Below are 22,066 nucleotides of genomic sequence, written 5' to 3' on the forward strand. Positions count from 1 at the left end.
CGCCTGCTCAGCGCACGGTCGGCACGCCTGCCTGCCAACCACCGCCAAGCGCCTGGATGAGCGCAACGGCGGTGGTCTGGCGGTCCGACTGGATCTGGATCAGCGCGCGGCGCGCCGCCAAAGCGGTCGCCTGCGCGCTGACGACGTCGGTATAGACGACGATGCCGGACTGGTATTGGAAGCGCACCGATGCCTCGCTGCGATCCGCCGCGACCGATGCTTCGCGCAACAGCGCCTCCTGCCGCGCGAGGATGGCGGTGGCGGCGAGATTGTCCTGCACGTCCTGGAACGCGGCAAGCGTCACTTGCCGGTAATTGGCGACCGCCGCGTCATAAGCCGCACGATCCGCCGCCACCCGTGCGCGTCGTGCGCCCGCGTCGAAGATCGTCTGCGCGAGCGACGCGCCGACCGACCATAGCGATGCCGCCGAACTGAACAGCCCGGATAGCGTATCGTTGTTGAAGCCCCCACTGCCGGTCAGATTGAGCGTGGGAAAGAAAGCCGCACGATCCACGCCGATCTGTGCGTTCGCCGCCGCGACCTGCCGCTCCGCCGCCGCGATATCCGGTCGGCGTTCGAGCAGCGTCGATGGCACCGCCACGGGCACCTCGGGTGTCGTGGGTGCCCAGCCCGGCACCGGGGGAAGCGAGAAGGCCGCGGCGTTCTCGCCGACTAGCACCGCGATCGCGTCCTCGAACTGCGCCCGCGTACGTTTCTGCCCTTCGAAGTCGGATCGCGCCGACGCGAGCTGCGATTGGCCCTGGAAGACATCGCTATGCGGCGCGATTCCGGCATTGTAGCGGTTGGTCGCGATCTGGAGCGAGCGCTCATACGCCTCGACAGTCGCGCTCAAACTGATGATCTGCGCATCGGTGGCACGAAGGCCGAGGTAATTGGTGGCGAGTTCGCCGTCGATCGCGAGCTGCGCGGAGGCGAGGTCGGCGCGGCGCGCCTGCTCGGTGGCCCGCGCGTTGGCCACGGTATTGGCGATCTGGCCGAACAGATCGGGTTGCCAGCTTCCGTCGAGCCCGACGCGGTAGCTGGTCTGCGCGCTACCGCCACCCGAGGACGCGACGCCGTTGGTGACGATCGTGCGCGATCCGCCGCTTTCCGAATGCGTGACCGATCCGCTCGCGGAGACCGTTGGAAACAGGCTCGCACGCGCCTCGCGCGTGATCGCCCGCGCCTGCCGATAGGTCGCGGCGGCCTGCGCGATCGTCTGGTTATGTGCATGCGCGCGCACGATCAGGTCGTCGAGGGTCCGGTCGCCGAAGCCGCTCCACCAATCGGTGCGCGGCGCCTGATCGGACGGATTGGCCGGTTGCCAGCCATCGACCGGCTTCCACGCGGGCGCGGCGGCGACCTCCGGCCGCGTGTAATGCGGCGCGAGCGAGCAGCCCGCCAGCGCGAGCAGCGGGAGGAGCGACGCGGAAAGGATCGGCTTTGTCATGCGGGAAGCTCGCTGAGGGTCGATCGCCGCGCGTGGGCACGGCGCGACGTGAGACGGTCGAGATAGATATAGACGACCGGGGTGGTGAAGAGCGTCAGCAACTGGCTGCCGATCAGCCCGCCGATGATCGCGACGCCGAGCGGCTGACGCAGTTCCGCCCCTTCGCCGAACCCGATCGCGAGCGGCAGCGCGCCAAGCGCGGCGGCAATGGTGGTCATCAGGATCGGGCGGAACCGCAGCAGGCTCGCCTCGCGCGCGGCGGCCTCGGCGCTGATCCCGCGCGTGCGCTGCGCGTGGATCGCAAAATCGATGATGAGGATCGCGTTCTTCTTGACGATCCCGAGTAGCAGGAAAACCCCGATCAGCGCGATGATCGAGAAGTCCATCCCGAACAGCATCAGCGCCAGCACCGCGCCGACCCCCGCCGCCGGCAGGGTGGAAAGCACCGTGAGCGGGTGGACGAGGCTTTCGTAGAGGATGCCGAGCACGATGTAGATCGTTACCAGTGCGGCAAGGATCAGCAACGGCTGTTCGCCTTGCGACTGTTGCGAGGTCGCTGCCTGCCCGGCGAAGCGGCCATGCACGGTGGTCGGCATGCCGATCTGCGCCTCGGTATCGGCGATCGCCGCCTGCGCCGTTGAGAGCGCGACGCCGGGCGCGGTATCGAACGAGATCGTCGTCGAAACCTCGGTGCCGTCATGGTTGACGCTGGCGGCGGTGGCGGCCTGGCCGAACGACGCGATCGCATCGAGCGGAACCATCGTGCGCGGCGTGTTGCTGAGCGCGGCGCCGGTCGAGGGGCTGCGCAGCGCCGGGTTGGTCGGCACCGCCGCCGTGGCGGCCGAGGCCGTCTTGCCGGTCGCGCTGGTGGTGGCGGCGGCGCCGGTCAGCGTAGTCGCCGAGGTCGCCGTCGTCGTGACCGAGTTGGTCGCGGTCGCGTTTGGACCCGTGGCGATCACCGCATCGGCCTTGGCGGGCACGCGGACGTCGGGCAGCGCGTGCGGACCGGTGGTCGCCGTCTCGGGCCAGCCGAGGATCACGCTATACTGGTTCACGTCCTGGTAGATGTTGGCGACGCTGCGCTGGCCGAACGAATCGTACAGCGCGTTATCCACATCGAGCGAGGTGATGCCGAGCCGCGAAGCGCTGTCGTGATCGATCGTCACGAAGCTCGACACGCCGTTTTCGGCGAAGTCGCTATCGACGTTCTTCAACTCGCGTCGCGCCTGGAGCGCGGTGGCAAGCTTCTGCGACCACAGCTTCAGCGCGGCGCTGCTGTCGGCGACGAGCGTATATTGATAGGTCGAGTTCGACTGGCGCGCGCCGACCCGAAGGTCCTGCACCGGCATCAGGAACAGCCGGATACCCGCCACCGGCTGGAGCTTGCGCTGGAGCCGCATGATGACGTCGCTCGCCTGCACCCCGCGGCGCTTGCGCGCGGGTTCCAGCGACACCATCATGAACGCGCTGCCGGCGCGGCTGCCGCCGGTGAAGCCGACTACGCTCGCCACAGCCGGATCGGCGTTGATGATGCCGACGACCTGCTTGAGCTTGCGCTGCATGTCCTGGAACGACACGCTCTGGTCGGCGCGCACACCAGCCATCAGCAGCGGCGATTGCTGTTGCGGGAAGAAGCCCTTGGGCACCACCACGTAAAGCCACGCGGTCAGCACCACCACGGCGATCAGCAGGAACAGCACGAGCGGCTTCATCGCCAACGCCCAGTCGAGCGCGCGTTCATAGCCGCGCTCGATCCGCTGGTAGCCGCGTTCGAGCGCGCGCGACACGCGACCGGGTTCGCGATCGTGCTGCGGCGCCTTGAGGAACCACGCGCACAGCATCGGCGTGGTGGTGAGCGACAGCACGAGGCTGATGAGCACCGCCGCCGACAGCGTCACCGCGAATTCGCGGAACAGCCGCCCCACGATGCCGCCCATGAACAAGAGCGGGATGAACACCGCGACGAGGCTGACGCTGATCGAGAGGACGGTGAAGCCGACCTCGGACGCGCCCTTGATCGCCGCCTCGAACCGCCCCATCCCCGCTTCGAGATGCCGCGTCGTGTTCTCCAACACGACGATCGCATCATCGACGACGAAGCCGGTCGCCACCGTGATTGCCATCAGCGACAAATTGTTGAGACTGAACCCGAGCAGATACATCACCCCGAACGTGCCGAGCAGTGAGATGATCGTCGCGGTCGCCGGGATCATCGTCGCGCGCAGATCGCGCAGGAACGCGAACACCACGACGATCACCAGGATCAGCGCGACCAGCACGGTGATCTCGATCTCGCGCAGCGACGCGCGGATCGAACTGGTCCGGTCCATCGCTACGTCGAGCTTGATGTCGGGCGGCAATTGCTCGCGCAAAGCCGGCAGTTCCGCCCGGATCTGGTTGACCATCCGGATCAGGTTCGCGCCCGGCTGCTGGGTGATGTTGACGATGATCGCGCGCTTGCCGTTGAACAGCCCGAGCGTGCGCGTGTCCGCCACGCTGTCCGTTACGGTCGCGATGTCGCCCAGCCGCACCGCCGAGGCGCCGCGCCACGCCACCACCAGCGGGCGGTAATCCGCCGCGCTCTTCCCCGCGGCGTTGGTGTAGATCTGCCACGATCGGCCGTTCGCGCCCTCGATCAGACCCTTGGGCCGGTTGGCGTTCGACGCCTCGATCGCGGCGCGGACATCCTCCATCGCGATGCCATAGGCGTTGATCTGATACGGGTTTACCGACACCCGCACCGCCGGCAGCGACCCGCCGCCGAGTTCGACGTCGCCGACGCCCGGGATCTGCGACATGCGCTGCTGGATGATGTTCGACACCGCATCGTAGATCTGCCCGGCGGTGCGCGTGTCCGAGGTGAGCGCGAGCGTCACCACCGGCTGGTTGGCGGGATTGACCTTGCGGTAGGTCGGGTTCTGGCGGAGCGTCGCCGGCAGATCGACCCGCGCGGCGTTGATGGCGGCCTGCACCTCGCGCGCGGCGCCGTCGATATTCTTCGACAGATCGAACTGCAGCGTGATCCGCGTCGAGCCGAGCGAGCTCGACGAGGTCATCTCGTTGACCCCGGCGATGGTCGAGAGCCGCCGTTCGAGCGGGGTCGCGATGCTCTGCGCCATCACGTCGGGGCTGGCGCCGGCGAGGCTCGCCGACACGCTGATGACTGGGAAATCGACCTGCGGCAGCGGTGCCACCGGCAGCGAGAAGAACGCCGCGATCCCAGCCAGCGCAAGCCCGATCGTCAGCAGGATCGTCGCGATCGGCCGCCGGATGAAGGGTGCCGAAAGGTTCATGGCCGCGCTTCGGGTCCGACATCGGGCGACGAGCGCGCGCCCCAGCCGCGCCGCGCCAGCGATTGCTGCGCGCGATCGAAATAGAGGTACACGACTGGCGTGGTGAAGATCGTCAGCAACTGGCTGACCATCAGCCCACCGAAGATCGCGATGCCGAGCGGCCGGCGCAGCTCCGCGCCCTCGCCCATACCGACCATCAGCGGGATTGCCGCGAACAGCGCCGCGAGCGTCGTCATCAGGATCGGGCGGAAGCGCAGGATCGCCGCCTGGCGGATCGCCTCGAGCGGCGGTAGCCCCTCGTCGCGCTCGGCGGCGATCGCGAAGTCGATCATCATGATCGCGTTCTTCTTGACGATGCCGATCAGCAGCACGATGCCGATGATCCCGATCACGTCGAGATCGTGCCCCGTCACCCACAAAGCGAATAGCGCGCCGACCGCCGCCGAGGGCAAGGTCGACAGGATCGTGACCGGGTGGATGAAGCTCTCATAGAGCACGCCCAGCACGATATAGACGCACACGATCGCCGCGAGGATCAGATAGAGCTGGTTGGTCAGCGAGTTGGCGAACGCGCCCGCCGCGCCGAGGAACGTCGTAGAGATGCCGCGCTTGACGTTGAGCGTGGCGAGCTTCGCCTTGATCGCATCAACCGCGCTGCCGAGCGACACGCCGGGCGCGGTATCGAACCCGATCGTCGCCGCCGGGAACTGCGCGACGTGCGTGACCTGGAGCGGCGAACTGCCCTCGCGGATCGTGGCGATCGCGTTGAGTGGCGTGGCGCCGCCCGACGCTTGCAGGTGGAGCAGCCCGAGTGACTGCGGATCGGTGAGCAGCCCCGGTGCGGCTTCGAGGATGACGCGGTATTGCGTCGTCTCGGTGAAGATCGTCGAAACGATGCGCTGACCGAACGCCGAGTAGAGCGCGTCATCGACGCTCGACGCGGTGATGTTGAGCCGAGCGGCGGTGTCGCGGTCGATGTTGATGAATGCCGCCGATCCCTGCGCGCCAGCGTCGGTGGTGACGTTTCGCACCTTCGACACCGATTGCAGCGCCTTGGCGATCCGCTTGGCCTCGGCGTTGACGTCGGCGGTGTTCGATCCCTCGATCGACAGGCGGTATCGCGTCGGCCCGCTTTCGGCGTCGATCGTCAGATCCTGCGTCGGCTGGAGGTACAGCGTGACGCCGGGAATGCGATCGACCGCTTGCGTCAACCGCTGCATCACCTTGACTTGGCTGCCGTGGCTCTCCTTGAGGTTGATGAACATGCTGCCCGAATTGAGCGTGGCATTGTCCGAACCATCGACACCGACGAACGCCGACAGCGAGGCGACATCGTCGTCCTGGAGGATCGCTTTCGCGGCCTGCGCCTGGAGCGACGCCATCTTGTCGTAGGAGACGCTGGTCGAGGCGACCAGCCGCGCCTGCAACTGGCCGGTGTCCTGCGTTGGGAACAGTCCCTTGGGGATGACGAGGTATAGCAGCACCGTCAGGATCAGCGTGCCGATCGCCACGAGCAAAGTGGCGAAGCGGCGATCGAGCACAAACCCGAGCGCCTTTTCGTAGCGCCGCTCAACCGCGCCGAACAGCGCGGCCGAGCGCTGCGCGATGCGGCTCGGTTTATCCTCGGCCGGCGCCTTGAGCCAGCGCGCCGACAGCATCGGCGTCAGCGTGAGCGACACCACCGCCGAGATCAGGATCGTCACCGCCAGCGTTACCGCGAATTCGCGGAACAGGCGCCCGACGATATCGCCCATGAACAGCAACGGGATCAGCACCGCGATCAGCGAGACGGTCAGCGAGATGATCGTGAAGCCGATCTCGCCCGCGCCCTTCAGCGCCGCCTCGAACGGCGGGATGCCCTCCTCGATATGGCGCTGGATGTTCTCGATCATCACGATCGCATCGTCGACGACAAAGCCGGTCGCGATCGTCAGCGCCATCAGCGAGAGGTTGTCGAGGCTGTAGCCGAGCAGGTACATCACCCCGAACGTGCCGATCAGCGAGATCGGCACCGCCAGCCCCGCCACCAGCGTCGCTCTCCCTGAGTGCAGGAAGAAGAAGATCACCAGCACGACGAGCAGCACCGCCAGCACCAGCTCGAACTCGACGTCGCTCACCGAGGCGCGGATGCCGGTGGTGCGGTCGGCGATCACCTTCGCGTCTAACCCAGCGGGCAAGCTCTTGAGCAGTTCGGGCAACTGCGACTTGATCGCGTCGGTGGTCTGGATCACGTTCGCGCCGGGCTGGCGCTGGACGTTGAGGATGATCGCTGGCGTGGTGCCCGCGAGCGCGCCGAGCCGCGCATTCTCCGCGCCCTCGGTCACCTGCGCGACCTGCGACAGCCGCACCGGCGCGGCGTTGGCGTAAGCGACGATCAGGTTCTTGTAGTCGTCGACCGTCTCCAACTGATCGTTGGCGTTGATCTGGTAGGATCGGTTCGGCCCGTCGAAGCTGCCCTTGGCGCTGTTGGCATTGGCATTATCGATCGCGGTGCGAAGCTGCGACAGCGACAGGCCGAAGCTCGCCAGCGCTTGCGTGTCGGCGCGAATCCGCATCGCCGGCTTTTGCCCGCCCGCGAGGCTGACGAGACCGACGCCGCTGATCTGGCTGATCTTCTGCGCGAGCCGCGTATCGACGATCGACTGGACCTGCGTGAGCGGCATCGTCTTCGAACTGATCGCGATCGTCAGCACCGGCGCGTCGGCCGGGTTGACCTTGGCATAGACCGGCGGCGCGGGCAGATCGGCCGGCAGCAGCGCCGAGGCCGCGTTGATCGCCGCCTGGACTTCCTGCTCGGCGACATCGAGGCCTTCGCTCAGCCCGAATTGCAGCGTGATGACCGACGCGCCCGCCGAACTGGTCGAGGCCATTCGGGTCAGCCCCGGCATCTCGCCGAACTGGCGTTCGAGCGGCGCGGTGACGGTCTGGCTCATCACCTCGGGGCTGCCGCCCGGATAGAGCGTCGTCACCTCGATCGTCGGGTAATCGACTTCGGGCAGCGCCGACAGCGACAGCATGCGGAAGCCGACCAGCCCGGCCAACACGATGCCGACCATCAGCAGCGCGGTCGCGACCGGGCGCAGGATGAAGATACGCGAGGGGCTCATCGGTTGCGCCCGTCAGCCGCGATTGTGCCGACGACGCCCGCCGCCCCCGCCGCTGCCCGCCGCAGGCTTGTCGCCCGGCAGCGCGACCTTGGCGCCTTCGCTCAGCCGGTCTCCGCCGTCGGTGATGACGATGTCGCCAACGTTCAGCCCGCTGATCACCTGCACCTTGTCGGCGGAGGCGACGCCCGTCTTGATCGTGCGCTGCGTGACGGTCTTATCGGGCTTGAGCAGCCACACGAAACTGGAATCCTGCCCGGAGCGCACCGCCGCCGGCGGGATCGTCACCGTCTGACGGATCGTATCGACCGTTAGCCGCACGTTGACGAACTGGCTCGGGTAAAGCTGGGCGGCCGCATTGGCGAAGCGCGCCTTGCCCTTGATCGTGCCGGTGGTGGTATCGACTTGGTTGTCGAGCGTGGAGAACCGGCCCTGATCGAGCGTCTGGGTGCGGGTGCGGTCGAGCGCGATCGCCGGGATCTCGGCGCCCTGCGCGATCCGCCTGCCGATCGCCGGCGCCTGATCCTGCGGCACCGCGAACTCGACGTCGATCGGCTGGAGCGTCGTCACCACCGCGATACCGTTGCTGTCGCCGGCGCCGATGTAATTGCCGATATCGACCACCCGCAGGCCGACCCGCCCGTTGACGGGCGATACGACGCGGGTGAAGCCGAGGTTGATCTGCGCCTGCTGCACCTGGCCCCGATCGATCGCGATCGTGCCTTCGAGCTGCTTGGCGGTCGCTGCCTGCGTATCGACGTCCTGCCGCGCGATCGAATCCTGCCCCAACAACGTCTGGTAGCGCCCGAGCTGGACACGCGCGTTGGCGAGCTGTGCCCGATCGCGGATCAGCGCGCCCTGCGCTTGAAGCAGCGCCGCCCGATACGGCCGCGGATCGATGATCGCGAGCGTCTGGCCCTTATGGACGAGCTGGCCTTCGCGGTAGAGCACCTGCGTGATCGTCCCCGAAACCTGCGGGCGGATCGTCACGGTCGCGGCCGGCGTGACCGTGCCGAGCGCCTCGACCTCGATCGGCAGGTCGGCGCGGACCGCCTTGACCGTCCCGACCGTGGTGGGTTGGCCGCCACCGCGACGGCCGCCGCCCCCACCGCCCGGACCGCCACCGCCTCCGGGGCCGCCACGCCCTCGCCCGCTGAATGACGAACTCGAATGCGCCAGCCACACCGCGCCGAGCACGACCAGCGCGAGGACAGCGATGCCGATGATCCAGCTCAGCACGCGGCCCCGCCGGCCGATCGGACGCGGCGCATCCGCTACGGCATCGTCAGGGTAAACGGGGGAGGAAGGATCGACCTCGGTCATGGATGTTCCGCACGTGATTTCGTCGCGCGTACCGTCTCGGATCGGGGCTGTCTGTCAATCCAACAATTGTCGCAGAGTGTCGCGGGAGGTCAGCGCAGCGTGCGTTGGAACAGCGCCAGCGTCCACTGCATCGCCTGCAGGAACAGCGCCGGATCGTAGCGCGGCCCCTCGTCTCGGAGGAATGCGTGCTGCCCGTTCACCTCATGCCATTCATAGCGCGCGCCGACCGCTTCGAGCCGCGCGCGGATGCGTTCGCGCCCTTCGAACGGCACGTGCGGGTCTTGCCGGCCCCACACGAACAGCGCCTCGGCCTTGAGATCGGCCATGCGCGCGAGGCTGTCGTCGCTCCGCCCTTCGCCGAGCGTTCCCGAATGGATGTCGGTCGCGTAGAAACATGCCGCCGCCTGCACGCGTGGATCGAGTGCGGCGCGATAGGCGAGATGCCCACCGAGGCACACGCCGAAGGTCGCGAGCTGGCCATTGCAGGCGGGGTGTTCGCTGAGTGCGGTCAACGCCGCCTTGGCATCCGCATCATAGCCGGCGATCGGCTTGGTAAACTTGAGCGCGTTGCCGCGATCGGTGCCGGCCTGATCGTAAGCGAGCACCGTGCCGGCCGGCTCGTATTCGTGATACACTTCTGGCACCGCGACGACATAGCCGTTGCCCGCCAGCATCGCCGCGAGCCGCCGGATCGGCGCGGTGACCTGATAGATTTCCGAGAACAGCAGGATTCCCGGGAAACGCCCATCGACCGCTGGGCGGAACAGATGCAGCCGCATCGTGCCGCCGCCGGCGACCGCGATGTCCTGGGTTTCGTCGCTGCGTAGGATCATAGCTGGCACCCTCTGGCTGATCGGCGCTTGGTGGCACCGCACCAGCCAGAGGGCAACCGCCCGGTTAGAACTTCACCTTGACCGTACCGCCGAAGGTGCGGGGATTGCCGGGATAGCCCTGCACGATCCCGGTCGATTTCGTCAGCCCCAGCAGGTTGATGTAATAGGCCTTGTTGAGCAGGTTTTCCGACCAGAGCTGGATATCGTAAGTGCCGTGCGCGAGTTGTAGCCCGACGCGCGCACTGACCAGCGCGTAATTGCCGATCTCCGCCGTCGGATCGAGCGTGATCGTGGTGTTCTGCTTGCTCCGCCAGTTCACATCGACCAGCCCATAAGCGACCGCATCCTCGCCGACCTCGTGGCTGTAATCGGTGGTGAGATCGGCGGTCCACTTGGGCGCCCACGCGACCTGGCGGCCGGTCAGGTCGCATACCGATGCCGTCGTCGTCGCGGGGCAAGTCGAGTTGTGGAAGGACGAATAATAAGCGTGATTGTACGCGCCGAAGCCCTTCATGTGCAGGCCCTTGGCGAGGAACAGCTCGCCTTCTAGCTCTACGCCGTCCGATGTCAGCGAGCCGACATTGGCGAGGAACTTCGCCGCCGTGTTGCCGACGCCGACCGACTCGTTCGCCTGATAGTTGCGCACGACGGTATGGAAGCCGGTGAGGTTGAGCAGCAGGTGGCGGTTGAACCATTCGCTCTTGATGCCGGCCTCGAAATTGTCGGCTTTCTCGCCGCGCACCTGCTGGCCCGCGCCGTAGAGCGTCACCGCGCGCAGTACGCTCGCGTCGGGGTTGGAGGCGTTGACCGGGAGCAGGTTGAACCCGGCCGACTTGTTGCCGCGCGCGAACTTGGCATAGAGCATCGCCGACGGCGTAACCTTGTAGCTGACGCTCGCCTCGCCCGAAAGCGATCGGTCGTTGAGACGATCATCGACATGCCCGAGCTGCGCGTTGGCACCCGACGGCGACAGAGCGTTGATCTGCGCGGTGCTGAGGTTGCCGAGATTCGACGTGACCGAACCATCATAGACTTCGGTGCGGTGTTCCCATGTATAGCGCAGCCCCATATCGAGCGCGAGCCGGCGCGCCGCATCGGGATGCCAGGTCGCATTGGCGAAAGCCGCCTCGGTATCGGTGTGGAAGATCGCCTTCGACGCGAAGCCGAGACCGGCGACGCGATCGGCATAGGCACCCTGCGCCCAAGTGCGTCCGCTCACGGCGGGAAACGCCGTCGCCGAGGGGTTGGCTGCCCAGATGTAATATTGGTTGCCGAAGCGGATACGCGAATCGACCTCAAGCTTCTGCCGCGACAGGAAGCCGCCCACGGTCAGCTCGGTCGGGCGGTTCTTGGCGGTCGCCCAGCGCACTTCCTGCGAGAATTGGTGCTCGTCGTTGCACGAGCCGTAATCGGGGATGGCGTTGAGCTGAGTGTAATCATTGTCGTTGTTGGTGAAGCAACTCCAATGCTGGAACGCGGTGATCGAGGTGAAGGTGCCGCCGCCGACATCCCAATTGACCTCGCCGCTCACCGCGCGATTGTCGGTCACGGCGTTGAGCGCACCGTCGATGTTGATGCGGCGGTTCTCCACCGTGCCGGTGGACAGCGTATAACCGGCGTTGCGCATCCGCGTCTGAAGCAGCGTCGGATCATAGACCTGCAGGATCACCGGCGAGATCGTCGGGAAGCTCTGATGATTGTACGTGCCGATCAGCCGGATCGACAGCATGTCGGTCGGCGTCGCCAGCAACTGCGCGCGGATGCCTTGCCCTTGCCGCGCGTTCTGGTAGCTTTGGTTGAACTGGTTCGGGTAATTGCCGTCGGTCTTGCTGTAATAGCCCGACAGCCGCAGCGCGAGCTTTCCGGGGATCAGCGGACCGGTCACGCCGCCCTTGACCTCCTGATAGCCCTGGTTGCCGACCGTCGCCTCGGCATTCGCGCCGAAGTCGAAGCTCGGCTTGAGCGTGTTGATGATGACCGCGCCCGCCGTGGTGTTCTTGCCGAACAACGTACCCTGCGGGCCGCGCAGCAGCTCGACCTGGGCGAGATCGTTGAAGTCGGTCGAGACCATGCCCTGACGGCCGGTATAGACGCCGTCGACGAAAATGCCGACCGAGCCGTCGATGCCGTCGGTGTTGAAGCCGTTGTTGCCGATGCCGCGCACGCCGAGATTGAGCTGCTTGGGGTTGGTCAGATAAACCGAGAACGCCGGGAACTTCGACTGGAAATCCGTGAAGTTGACGAGGTTCTGCCGATTGAGTTCGGCAGGCGTGATGACCGTGACCGGGATCGGAACGTTTTGCAGATTCTCGGCCCGCTTGCGGGCGTAAACGGTGATGTCGCTGAGCTGATCCTGATCGGCGCTGTTCTGGTCCGCCGCTGGCGCGGCGGCCGAAGCGTCTTGGGCATATGCGGCGCCGGTAACCATGCTGGTCGACAGCAACAGAACAGCGATCAAACCCGACCGGCGTGACCGCAAACGAAATGTCATCATCAAAGTGCGCCCCCTGAAACCATCGGGCACGCGGCGGCCGGCGCTTGCCCGTCAGGACACGCGCGTTGCTTGAATGTTGCTGCCCGCCGCAGCCCGCGCCGCGCCTAGGGGCAATGCGCGACGATCTCGTTACGGCTTGACGACATCCCCGTGACAGACCGCCAATGTGCCTGTCGCGGGCTACTCGGCCATGAACGTCGCGAACGCTGCGGCATAGTCGGGATGCCACCGTGACAGCGCCGGACGGTTCGCGATGATGTCGTCCATCGCCCAGCGCATCCGCTTCTCGTCGGTGGCGCGATCGACGTCGTTGTCGGGGCAGAGGATGTAGAAGTCGCCCTGCGCGATGCGGTCGAACATGAAATCGGCAACCTGTTCGGCCGACCACGCCCCGGCAGGCTTCTCCGCGCGCCCGGTCATGCCGGTGAACGTGAATCCGGGGATGAGCAGATGCGCCGAGACCCGGTCGCCAGCAGCATCGCGTAGCGCGTGCGAGAGCGACTCTGTGTAGCTGCGCACGCCGGCTTTCGACAGATTATACGCATAATTGTCCGGCGGGCTGGTAATTCCTTGTTTCGATCCGGTGTTGATGACGATGCCGGGGCGATCCTGCGCCAGCATCGCGGGCACGAACGCCTGAACGCCGTGCAGCACGCCCATGAGGTTGGTATCGAGCAATGCCTGCCATCCGGCGGCATTCTCCCACGGCAGGCCGGGATTATGGCCGGTCGCGGCGTTGTTCATCAGCACCGACACGAAGCCCCATTCGGCGAGCACCCGGTCCCGCAGCGATTCGACATCCTCGAGCGAGGACACATCGGTCGGCACGACCAGCACCTCCCCCGCCTCGCCAAGCGCGCGGCCGGCCGCATCGAGTCTGTCGCCGCCGAGATCGGCGAGCGCGACCTTGAGGCCGAGGCCGAGCAGCCGCGCCGCGACCGCGAAGCCGATGCCGCTGGCGGCGCCGGTCACGACGGCGGTCGATCCGGCCGAAAAGGCGGGTGGAAGCGAAGGTGTCGGCATGGGGTAACTCCTTGATCGTACAGCGAACGTCCGACGGGCGCATTTGAGCCGTGGCTGGCGATCACACCTCCAGCGGTTCGATCCGCACCAGCATTGTGCCTTCGCTCACCTGCCCGCCTTCCTGCGCGTTGAGCTCGGCGATCGTGCCGTCGAACGGGGCGGTCAGGCTATGCTCCATCTTCATCGCCTCAACGGTGACGAGCTTCTGACCCTTGCGCACGGCGTCCCCAGCCGCAACCGCAACGGCGATGATCCGCCCCGGCATAGGCGACAGGATCGCACCGTCGCCAGCGACCTGCCCGCCCTTGCCCTCGACGCGCCAAGCGGAAAGTTGCCAGGTCTGGCCGTGTTCGGTCAGCAGCGTGTCCGCCACCGGATCGCCGCCGACGCAGGCCGGATCGAACGCGACCGTGACGGGCGCACGGTTCAGCAGAAACTGCGCGTCGCGCCGTGCCGGGGCATTGAGCCGGAAGCCGGCCGGGCCGACGGAGGACAAAGCCACGAGACGCGCAGCCGCCTGCGCGAGCACGCCGTCGCCGGGCCGCTCGGCCGGCATCAACGCCTCGCCTTCGCGCGCGATCAGCCCGGTATCGAGCTTGGCGGCGGCGAAATCGGCGTTGGCGAGAGCGCGCACCAGAAAGCCCGCGTTGGTGCGCAGCGGCCAGATCACCGTGTCGTCGAGCGCCGCCATCAGCGTGCGCCGGGCGGCATCGCGATCGGCGCCGTGCGCGATCACCTTGGCGATCATCGGATCGTAGAAGGGCGAGATTTCCGCGCCTTGCTCGACGCCCGTGTCGATCCGGCACCCACCACCGATGTGGAACGTGTCGAGCCGGCCGATCGACGGCAGGAAGCCTTTCGCGGGGTCTTCCGCATAAAGCCGGGCTTCCATCGCCCAGCCGTGGATCGCGAGTTCGTCCTGACGCTTCGGCAACAACTCGCCCGAGGCGACACGCAATTGCCATTCGACCAGATCCTGCCCGGTGATCGCCTCGGTGACGGGATGTTCGACCTGGAGCCGCGTGTTCATCTCCATGAACCAGATCCGGTCGGCGCGCAGCCCAGCCGAGCCGTCGGCGATGAACTCGATCGTACCCGCGCCGACATAGTCGACCGCGCGCGCCGCCGCGACCGCTGCAGCGCACACCGCCTCGCGCGTGGCGGCATCCATGGCCGGCGCGGGCGCTTCCTCGATCACTTTCTGGTGGCGGCGCTGAAGCGAACAATCGCGCTCGAACAAATGGACGACGTTGCCGTGGGTGTCGCCGAACACCTGCACCTCGATATGGCGCGGGTTGGTGATCCACTTTTCAAGCAAGACCTGGTCGTTGCCGAAGCTCGACGCCGCCTCGCGCTGACACGATAGCAGCGCATCGGCGAAATCCTCGGCCGCATCGACCTTGCGCATACCCTTGCCGCCGCCGCCGGCGACCGCCTTGATCAGCACCGGATAGCCGATCGCATCAGCCTCGGCGCGCAGCCGCTCGGGCGATTGATCGTCGCCGAGATAGCCGGGGGTGGTTGGCACGCCGGCCGCCTGCATCAAAGTCTTGGCGGCGTCCTTGAGGCCCATCGCGGTGATCGAGGCCGGGTTCGGGCCGACCCAGATCAGTCCGGCCGCCTGCACTGCGGCTGCGAACTCGGCGTTTTCGGAGAGGAAGCCGTAGCCAGGGTGGATCGCCTCGGCCCCGCTCTCGCGTGCAGCCGCGATGATGCGGTCGCCGAGCAGATAGCTTTCGCGCGCCGGCGACGCGCCGATATGCACCGCTGCGTCCGCGAGCCGCACGTGCAGCGCCTGCGCGTCTGCATCGGAATAGACCGCGACGGTCCGAATGCCGAGCCGGCGCGCGGTGCGGATGATCCGACAGGCGATCTCGCCGCGGTTGGCGATCAGGAGCGATTGCATCATGACATTACATCCGGAACACGCCGAACTGCGCCCGTTCGGGAACAGCGGCGTTCAGCGTCGCGGCGAAGGCGAGCCCGAGCACGTCGCGGGTCTGGGCGGGATCGATGACGCCATCGTCCCACAGCCGCGCGGTCGCATAATAGGGGTTGCCCTCCTCCTCATATTTGGCGCGGATCGGCGCCTTGAACGCTTCGGCCTGTGCGGGCGTCCAGGTCGCGGCATCGCGGTGGACGGTGGCGAGCACGCTCGCCGCCTGCTCGCCGCCCATCACGCTGATGCGCGCGTTGGGCCAGGCGAACAGGAAGCGGGGCTGATAGGCGCGCCCGCACATGCCGTAATTGCCCGCGCCAAAGCTGCCGCCGATCAGCACGGTGATCTTGGGCACCGACGCGGTGGCGACCGCGGTCACCAGCTTCGCGCCGTTCTTGGCGATCCCCTCCGCCTCATACTTGCCTCCGACCATGAAGCCCGAAATGTTCTGGAGGAACAGCAGCGGGATACGCCGCTGGCACGCCAGTTCGATGAAATGCGCGCCCTTGATCGCGCTTTCGCTGAACAGCACGCCGTTGTTGGCGAGGATCGCGACCGGCATCCCCCAGATGTGCGCGAAGCCGCAGACGAGCGTGGTGCCATAAAGCGGCTTGAACGCGTGGAACTCCGAGCCATCAACGATCCGCGCGATCACCTCATGCACATCATAGGGCGCGCGCACATCATCGGGGATGACCCCGTACAGCTCCTGCGGGTCGAACAGCGGCGGCCTGGGCGTGCGGAGCGTCAGATCGGGCACGCGATCCGCCGGCAGCGTCGAGACGATATCGCGCACGATGGTCAGCGCGTGCGCGTCGTTCTCGGCGAGATGATCGACCACGCCCGAGCGGCGCGCGTGCAGATCGCCCCCGCCGAGGTCTTCCGCCGAGATCACTTCGCCGGTCGCCGCCTGCACCAGCGGCGGTCCGGCAAGGAAGATCGTGCCCTGATCGCGCACGATCACCGATTCATCGGACATCGCCGGCACGTAAGCGCCGCCGGCCGTGCAACTGCCCATCACGCAGGCGATCTGCGCGATGCCGCGCGCGCTCATGGTCGCCTGATTGAAGAAAATTCGCCCGAAATGCTCCTTGTCCGGAAACACCTCCGCCTGGTTGGGCAGGTTCGCGCCACCCGAATCGACCAAATAGACGCACGGCAGCCGGTTCTCGAGCGCGATTTCCTGCGCGCGGAGATGCTTCTTCACCGTCATCGGATAGTAAGTGCCGCCCTTCACCGTGGCGTCGTTGCAGGCGATCATCACCTGCCGCCCCGACACGCAGCCGATGCCTACGATCAGCCCCGCGCCCGGCACCTCGTCGCCGTACAGTCCATTGGCGGCGAGTTGGCCGATCTCGAGGAACGGCGAACCAGGATCGAGCAGTTGCTCAACGCGCTCGCGCGGCAGCAGCTTGCCGCGCGCGACATGCTTGGCACGCGCGCTTTCCGAGCCACCGCGCGCCGCCGCCGCAACCTTCGCGCGCAATTCGTCCGCGAGCGCGCGATTGTGCGCGGCATTGGCGCGGGAAGCCGCGTCGTCGGTCGCCAGCTTGGTGTCGAGAACGGGCGCGCTCACTGCGCGACCCGCTCGGGCGCGCCGATCAACTCGCGGCCAATCAGCATGCGGCGGATTTCGTTGGTGCCGGCGCCGATGTCGAGCAATTTGGCGTCGCGCATCAAGCGCTCGACCGGCCAGTCCTTGGTATAGCCCGCGCCTCCGAGCGCCTGCACCGCTTCAAGCGCGGTCTTCATCGCATTCTCGCTCGCGAGCAGGATCGCGCCCGCGGCATCGAAACGCGTTGTGCGGCCAGCGTCGCACGCCTTGGCGACCGCATAGACATAAGCGCGCGCACTGTTGAGCGCGACGTACATATCGGCGATCTTGGCCTGCATGAGCTGGAACGCGCCGATCGGCTTGCCGAACTGCTGCCGCTCACGCACATAGGGCAGCACCACATCGAGGCACGCCTGCATGATGCCGAGCTGGATGCCGGCGAGCACGGTGCGCTCGTAATCCAGCCCCGACATCAACACCCCGGCGCCGCCGTTGAGCGGACCCATGATGTTCTGCTCAGGCACCTCGCAGTCGTCGAAAACCAGCTCGGCGGTCGGCGAGCCGCGCATGCCAAGCTTGTCGATCTTCTGGCCGATCGAGAAGCCCTTCATGTCCTTTTCGATCAGGAAGGTGGTGATGCCCTTCGAGCCGTCGCCAGTCTTCGCATAGACGACCAACGTATCCGCATAGGTCGCGTTCGTGATCCAGAATTTGGTGCCGTTGAGCACGTAGCGGTCGCCGCGCTTCTCGGCGCGGAGCTTCATCGAGACCACGTCCGACCCCGCGCCCGCTTCCGACATCGCCAGGCTGCCGACATGCTCGCCCGAAATCAGCTTGGGGAGATAGCGCGCCTTCTGCTCGGCCGACCCCCAGCGCCGGATCTGATTGACGCACAGATTGGAATGCGCGCCATAGCTCAGCCCGATCGAAGCCGAGGCGCGCGCGACCTCTTCCTGCGCGACGACGTGTTCGAGATAGCCGAGCCCAAGCCCGCCGTCCTCTTCGCCCACGGTGATGCCGTGCAGCCCGAGCGCGCCCATCTGCGGCCAGAGCTCTCGCGGGAACCAGTCCTTCGCGTCGATCTCCGCGGCGAGGGGTGCGATCCGGTCGGCGGCGAACCGAGCGGTGCTCTCCCGGATCATGTCGGCATTTTCGCCGAGATCAAAGTCGAATGTCGCCATATCTGCTCTCCTGAGCCGACGGTAGCCGTTTTGCCGCCACGTGAAAAATTGAAAGCGCCCCAAGCGTCGGATAGATGCCGTCTATGATCGAGCGCTATCTCGTCCGCTACTTTCTCGCGATCGTCGATCACGGCAGCTTCTCGGCGGCGGCGCAGCACTGTCGGGTCACCCAGCCGACGTTGTCGGTCGGGATCGGCAAGCTCGAAACCGCGTTGGGCGTAACGCTGTTCGAGCGCTCCAACCGGCACCTACGGTTGACGGCGGCCGGCACCCGCTTCGTCGAACATGCCCGCCGGATCGAGAACGCGTTCCATCTCGCGCAGCGCGCCGTCCAGTCCGACCCAGATCCAGGCGCGATACGGCTCGGGGTGCTCAACAGTCTGCCCGGTCTCGATCTGGCGCGCATGACCGAAGCTGCGCTCCGCCACGGTCCGGCGACGTTCGAACTGGTCCCCGGCACCGCGCGCGAACTCCAGGCCAAGCTCACCCAACGGCGGATCGACGTCGCGTTGACCCTCACGGCGACGGGAACCTCGAGCACACTTGAACGCCCGCTTCGCACCGAGCGGTTCGGGCTGTTCCTGCCGGCCACCCACCCGCTCGCCGACCGGGACGAGATCGCGGCCGAGGCCGTCGCGCATGACGTCATGATCGTGCGGCGTCACTGTGAGTCGCTTGCCGCGGTCAGCCGCCATTTCACCGACAGGGACGTACGCCCGCATTTCGCGCTGCGGAGCACCAATGACGAGCGTGTCTTGCAGATGATCGCCGCCGGTCTCGGCATCACTGTGATGCCGATGAGCTTCCAGGCGCCCGGCGTGTGCTCGGCGCGGTTGCGCGGGTTCGATCTCCAACGGACGATCGGCCTCGCCTTCGCCCCCGAAGCGGAATGGGTGGAGCAAACCCCGCAAGGCATCGTGCTGGCGGCGATCGAGACGTTTGCATCGCCCCACGCTGAGCGATGATGGGGGCGAGACACGACGAAGCCGACCACGACGATCCCGTCGTGGTCGGCAGCGTCTCGACCGATCAGTTACGGTCAGGTGCGCTCGGTCTTGGCCGCCGCTTCGGCCATCGCTGGCGCCTCGGCGATCGTCGCCGCGCCTCCGAAATCCCCGTCCGTCACGCGGCCCGCGCCCGGGCCGGCGCCGAGATCGACTCCCGTCGTGGGATCGCTCGTAACGTCGGACGCAAGCCGAGCCGCCATCTTCGCGACGACCTTGGCATCGGTGCCATCCAGATCCACGGTGGCGAGGCCGTCGCCGCCATCGGCGGGCATGACCTGCGTAAGATCGTCGATCCGATCCCATTGCGGACCCGAATTCCACGGGCCGGTCATATCGCCCTCACCTTGCGAGGTATTGACGTACATGTTGGCGTACTTCTCGACACCCGGCAGCTTGCCCGGCGGAAAATTATCTTCGATAGAATAGAGCGCCTTTTCGAACGACTTCTGATGCGCCACTTCGCGCGTCATCAGGAAGCCGAGCGCGTCCTTGATGCCGGGATCATCGGTGATGTTGATGAGCCGCTCATACACGATCTTGGCGCGGCTTTCGGCCGCGATGTTCGAGCGCAGGTCCACCGTTGGTTCGGACCGCGTATCGACATACGCGGCCGTCCAAGGCACGCCGGCGGAGTCGACCAGAGCGGGGCCGCCACCGAACAGCAACGATTCCTTCGCGCTGGTGCCGGTCTGCCCGACCATGCTGTACAGTTCCGCCTCGGCCAACTGACCTTCGGAGAGTTGCGCTTTCGCACCCTTGTTGAGCATCGCGACGATCGATCCGATCACTTCGAGGTGGCTGAGTTCCTCGGTCGCGATATCCAGCAGCATATCTTTGCGGCCGGCATCTTCCTCGCCCAGACCTTGCGTGAAATAGCGCATCGCGGCTGCAAGTTCGCCATCGGCACCGCCGAACTGTTCGAGCAGCAGACACGCCAGCCTCGGGTTCGGCTCGGATACGCGGACAGTATATTGCAGCCGCTTGTTGTGCATGAACATCGGCACGCTCCTGTTGATTTGGGGACGCGCCAAGAACGGGGGAACGACACGACAAGTTCCGCTTGATAATTATCAAGATATTGATTTAACTTAAATTTAAAAGGAGATTCGCCGATTTCAGTCGGTCAGCTTTGCGGGCGTATCTTCAATATCCGGACGATAGACGAGATCAAGGTAGTAGCCAGCGAGATGATAATGCGCGCGCACGGCCGCAGGATCTGCCGCGCGCTGCGCCTGGCTCAACTCCTGCTCCGCTCGCCGGTGGAAATAGGCGCGATCGCTATTCTCGACGAGATTCTCGCTCATGAGGCGATCGTGATCGCCGACGGCCAGGCAGTCCATTAAGTAAGTCAATTATTTAGCGGCTGCTCACCACCGGAGGCGATCAGCGGCGCCAGGATCGCGGCGACACGATGCGCCTTGAACGGCTTCTCGACGCGCGGCACCGCCGCGAAGCGATCCGGTAGCGCCTCGCAATCATAGCCGGTCGCGAAAGCGAACGGGACGCCGCGTTCAATCAGTGCATCGGCCACCGGAAACACCATGTCGCCCCGCAAGTTCACGTCGAGCACCGCCACGTCGATCCGCGGTTCGGCGGTGATCCTCTCGGCTGCCTCATCGACGCTCGGCACCGGCCCAAGCACCTCGGCGCCGGCAGAGGACAAGGCGACCGAGAGATCGTCCGCGAGCAGATATTCGTCCTCGACGACGAGCACCCTGCATCCGCGCAGAACCTGTTCGATCATCATCGTCTCCAACAGACATGTCCGTGAGCACGGTTGCTCCGGTCGTGCGGTGAACGCCTTCGCTAGCAAAGGCATGTCGGGGTCGTGCATCGCTAGGCTCGGCTATGCGCGCTCGTCGGCTTGCCGGCCATTCGACCTTCGTTCGTTGCCGCCATATCCGAAACGGCGACCTCGCGCCAGCCAACGCGCCTGCGCGCCGCGCGACGTACGATACCCGCCGCGTCGAAATTCACCCCGTAGATGACCCACTTGATTCCGCCAAGCGTTAGGACGACAGGCGGCCATTCCCAATGTGAGCGATGGTTGGATGATACGACACGTGCCAGCGCCACAGCGAGCGGAAGACGCGTCCTCTGGCGATGCGAACGCCGAGGCGCTTCGTGCCGAACTGAAGGCGGCGCGAGAACAGCTTGATTGCGCCACGCGATCGTTGGCGGCGAGCGAAGCGCGCGAGCGCCTGCTCCAGAACGAACTTCAGCACCGCGTTCGCAACATGCTCGCGGTGGTGCGGTCGATCTTCGCGCGCACCGTGGAGGCCGGCGGCGCACTCGAAGATGTCGCCGACCACTTCAAGGGCCGGCTCGACGCGGTATCCCGCTATCAGTTCGCCTCCGCCATCGACCCGCGTGGCACGATCGACCTGGACATGATGATCTGGGACGAACTGCGCGTGTTCGAATTCGATCCACGCGTCGCCGCGGCCGGACCAGAGGCACGCGTCCCCTACGACATCGCCGTGGTTCTGGGGCTGGCGTTCCACGAACTCGCCACCAATTCGATCAAGTTCGGCGCGCTCGCCGATACCGCGCGCGGCGCGACGGTGCATATCCGCTGGGAACTCTCGCAGGGCGAGTTGAGCTTGACCTGGGAAGAAACGGGTGTGTCGATCGTCATGCCCGCGCCAGTTCCACGCGGCTTCGGCCGTGAGTTCATCGAAGCCGCCCTGCCCTACCAAATCGGCGCAACGACTGCCTTCGAGCTTCGGCCGGGCGGCATCCGGTGTACGATCACGGTGCCCCTAAATGCGCGCTAACCAGGCGCGTCGCCACCGGTTTCGCCCGCAAAACATACTGATGCGGATCAAGTCCGCGAGGCGTGACCGGAACGCGCCCTTGTTCGG

General features: G+C 66.3%; 15 protein-coding genes. 2 read left to right on the top strand and 13 right to left on the bottom strand.

The features are described 5' to 3' along the window. Positions 1-7: 7 nt before the first annotated feature. The 10 genes from PX554_RS09770 to PX554_RS09815 form a co-directional block, all read right to left on the bottom strand. On the bottom strand, positions 8-1,450 hold the full coding sequence (locus PX554_RS09770) for an efflux transporter outer membrane subunit (RefSeq protein ID WP_275501173.1): 1,443 nt from the start codon (positions 1,448-1,450) through the stop codon (positions 8-10). Further along, positions 1,447-4,743, bottom strand: a complete 3,297-nt coding sequence (locus PX554_RS09775) for an efflux RND transporter permease subunit (protein ID WP_275501174.1) — start codon at positions 4,741-4,743, stop codon at positions 1,447-1,449. Before PX554_RS09775 ends, PX554_RS09770 begins: the two co-directional genes overlap by 4 nt. Then, entirely contained in the window at positions 4,740-7,850 is a 3,111-nt protein-coding gene (locus tag PX554_RS09780; RefSeq protein WP_275501177.1) for an efflux RND transporter permease subunit, read from the bottom strand. Before PX554_RS09780 ends, PX554_RS09775 begins: the two co-directional genes overlap by 4 nt. 12 nt (positions 7,851-7,862) lie before the next feature. After that, positions 7,863-9,170 (bottom strand): efflux RND transporter periplasmic adaptor subunit, encoded by a 1,308-nt coding sequence (locus PX554_RS09785; RefSeq protein ID WP_093219304.1) that lies wholly within the window; start codon positions 9,168-9,170, stop codon positions 7,863-7,865. An 89-nt stretch (positions 9,171-9,259) separates the two neighbouring features. Next, on the bottom strand, positions 9,260-10,003 hold the full coding sequence (locus tag PX554_RS09790; protein WP_093219307.1) for a dienelactone hydrolase family protein: 744 nt from the start codon (positions 10,001-10,003) through the stop codon (positions 9,260-9,262). A 64-nt stretch (positions 10,004-10,067) separates the two neighbouring features. Further along, on the bottom strand, positions 10,068-12,497 hold the full coding sequence (locus tag PX554_RS09795; RefSeq protein ID WP_275501184.1) for a TonB-dependent receptor: 2,430 nt from the start codon (positions 12,495-12,497) through the stop codon (positions 10,068-10,070). A gap of 180 nt (positions 12,498-12,677) precedes the next feature. Continuing rightward, entirely contained in the window at positions 12,678-13,520 is an 843-nt protein-coding gene (locus PX554_RS09800; RefSeq protein WP_093219311.1) for an SDR family NAD(P)-dependent oxidoreductase, read from the bottom strand. A gap of 61 nt (positions 13,521-13,581) precedes the next feature. Next, on the bottom strand, positions 13,582-15,429 hold the full coding sequence (locus PX554_RS09805; RefSeq protein ID WP_275501188.1) for an acetyl/propionyl/methylcrotonyl-CoA carboxylase subunit alpha: 1,848 nt from the start codon (positions 15,427-15,429) through the stop codon (positions 13,582-13,584). 4 nt (positions 15,430-15,433) lie between these two features. After that, positions 15,434-17,035, bottom strand: coding sequence for a carboxyl transferase domain-containing protein (locus PX554_RS09810; RefSeq protein WP_275501191.1), 1,602 nt, complete (start codon positions 17,033-17,035; stop codon positions 15,434-15,436). Beyond that, complete coding sequence (locus PX554_RS09815; protein WP_275501192.1) at positions 17,032-18,195, bottom strand: acyl-CoA dehydrogenase family protein; 1,164 nt, start codon at positions 18,193-18,195, stop codon at positions 17,032-17,034. Before PX554_RS09815 ends, PX554_RS09810 begins: the two co-directional genes overlap by 4 nt. Before the next feature lie 83 nt (positions 18,196-18,278). Here PX554_RS09815 and PX554_RS09820 point away from each other — a divergent pair, with 83 nt between their 5' ends. Then, entirely contained in the window at positions 18,279-19,160 is an 882-nt protein-coding gene (locus PX554_RS09820) for a LysR family transcriptional regulator (protein WP_275501194.1), read from the top strand. 74 nt (positions 19,161-19,234) lie between these two features. Here PX554_RS09820 and PX554_RS09825 read toward each other — a convergent pair whose 3' ends face one another. The 3 genes from PX554_RS09825 to PX554_RS09835 all read right to left on the bottom strand — a co-directional run bounded on the left by PX554_RS09825 (position 19,235) and on the right by PX554_RS09835 (position 20,946). Further along, the gene (locus PX554_RS09825; protein WP_093219323.1) at positions 19,235-20,200 is read right to left on the bottom strand and encodes a manganese catalase family protein; all 966 of its coding nucleotides are present in this window, start codon (positions 20,198-20,200) and stop codon (positions 19,235-19,237) included. 117 nt (positions 20,201-20,317) lie between these two features. Then, positions 20,318-20,506: a hypothetical protein gene (locus PX554_RS09830; protein ID WP_093221611.1), complete on the bottom strand. Its 189-nt coding sequence runs from the start codon at positions 20,504-20,506 to the stop codon at positions 20,318-20,320. Between the two features lie 44 nt (positions 20,507-20,550). Next, the gene (locus tag PX554_RS09835; RefSeq protein WP_275501197.1) at positions 20,551-20,946 is read right to left on the bottom strand and encodes a response regulator; all 396 of its coding nucleotides are present in this window, start codon (positions 20,944-20,946) and stop codon (positions 20,551-20,553) included. Positions 20,947-21,265: 319 nt separating this feature from the next. Here PX554_RS09835 and PX554_RS09840 point away from each other — a divergent pair, with 319 nt between their 5' ends. Next, the gene (locus PX554_RS09840) at positions 21,266-21,979 is read left to right on the top strand and encodes a sensor histidine kinase (protein ID WP_275501199.1); all 714 of its coding nucleotides are present in this window, start codon (positions 21,266-21,268) and stop codon (positions 21,977-21,979) included. Positions 21,980-22,066 lie beyond the last annotated feature (87 nt).

This window comes from Sphingomonas pollutisoli (assembly GCF_029167165.1).
In the GTDB taxonomy this organism is placed as follows: Bacteria; Pseudomonadota; Alphaproteobacteria; order Sphingomonadales; family Sphingomonadaceae; genus Sphingomonas; species Sphingomonas pollutisoli.

What these genes read in the sequence shown, in the direction of transcription:
- PX554_RS09820 (WP_275501194.1), top strand. Translation starts at nt 18,279, where the DNA reads ATGATCGAGCGCTATCTCGTCCGCTACTTTCTCGCGATCGTCGATCAC.
- PX554_RS09825 (WP_093219323.1), bottom strand. Translation starts at nt 20,200, where the DNA reads ATGTTCATGCACAACAAGCGGCTGCAATATACTGTCCGCGTATCCGAG.
- PX554_RS09800 (WP_093219311.1), bottom strand. Translation starts at nt 13,520, where the DNA reads ATGCCGACACCTTCGCTTCCACCCGCCTTTTCGGCCGGATCGACCGCC.
- PX554_RS09770 (WP_275501173.1), bottom strand. Translation starts at nt 1,450, where the DNA reads ATGACAAAGCCGATCCTTTCCGCGTCGCTCCTCCCGCTGCTCGCGCTG.
- PX554_RS09815 (WP_275501192.1), bottom strand. Translation starts at nt 18,195, where the DNA reads ATGGCGACATTCGACTTTGATCTCGGCGAAAATGCCGACATGATCCGG.
- PX554_RS09785 (WP_093219304.1), bottom strand. Translation starts at nt 9,170, where the DNA reads ATGACCGAGGTCGATCCTTCCTCCCCCGTTTACCCTGACGATGCCGTA.
- PX554_RS09830 (WP_093221611.1), bottom strand. Translation starts at nt 20,506, where the DNA reads ATGAGCGAGAATCTCGTCGAGAATAGCGATCGCGCCTATTTCCACCGG.
- PX554_RS09835 (WP_275501197.1), bottom strand. Translation starts at nt 20,946, where the DNA reads ATGATCGAACAGGTTCTGCGCGGATGCAGGGTGCTCGTCGTCGAGGAC.
- PX554_RS09780 (WP_275501177.1), bottom strand. Translation starts at nt 7,850, where the DNA reads ATGAGCCCCTCGCGTATCTTCATCCTGCGCCCGGTCGCGACCGCGCTG.
- PX554_RS09805 (WP_275501188.1), bottom strand. Translation starts at nt 15,429, where the DNA reads ATGATGCAATCGCTCCTGATCGCCAACCGCGGCGAGATCGCCTGTCGG.
- PX554_RS09795 (WP_275501184.1), bottom strand. Translation starts at nt 12,497, where the DNA reads ATGATGACATTTCGTTTGCGGTCACGCCGGTCGGGTTTGATCGCTGTT.
- PX554_RS09775 (WP_275501174.1), bottom strand. Translation starts at nt 4,743, where the DNA reads ATGAACCTTTCGGCACCCTTCATCCGGCGGCCGATCGCGACGATCCTG.
- PX554_RS09790 (WP_093219307.1), bottom strand. Translation starts at nt 10,003, where the DNA reads ATGATCCTACGCAGCGACGAAACCCAGGACATCGCGGTCGCCGGCGGC.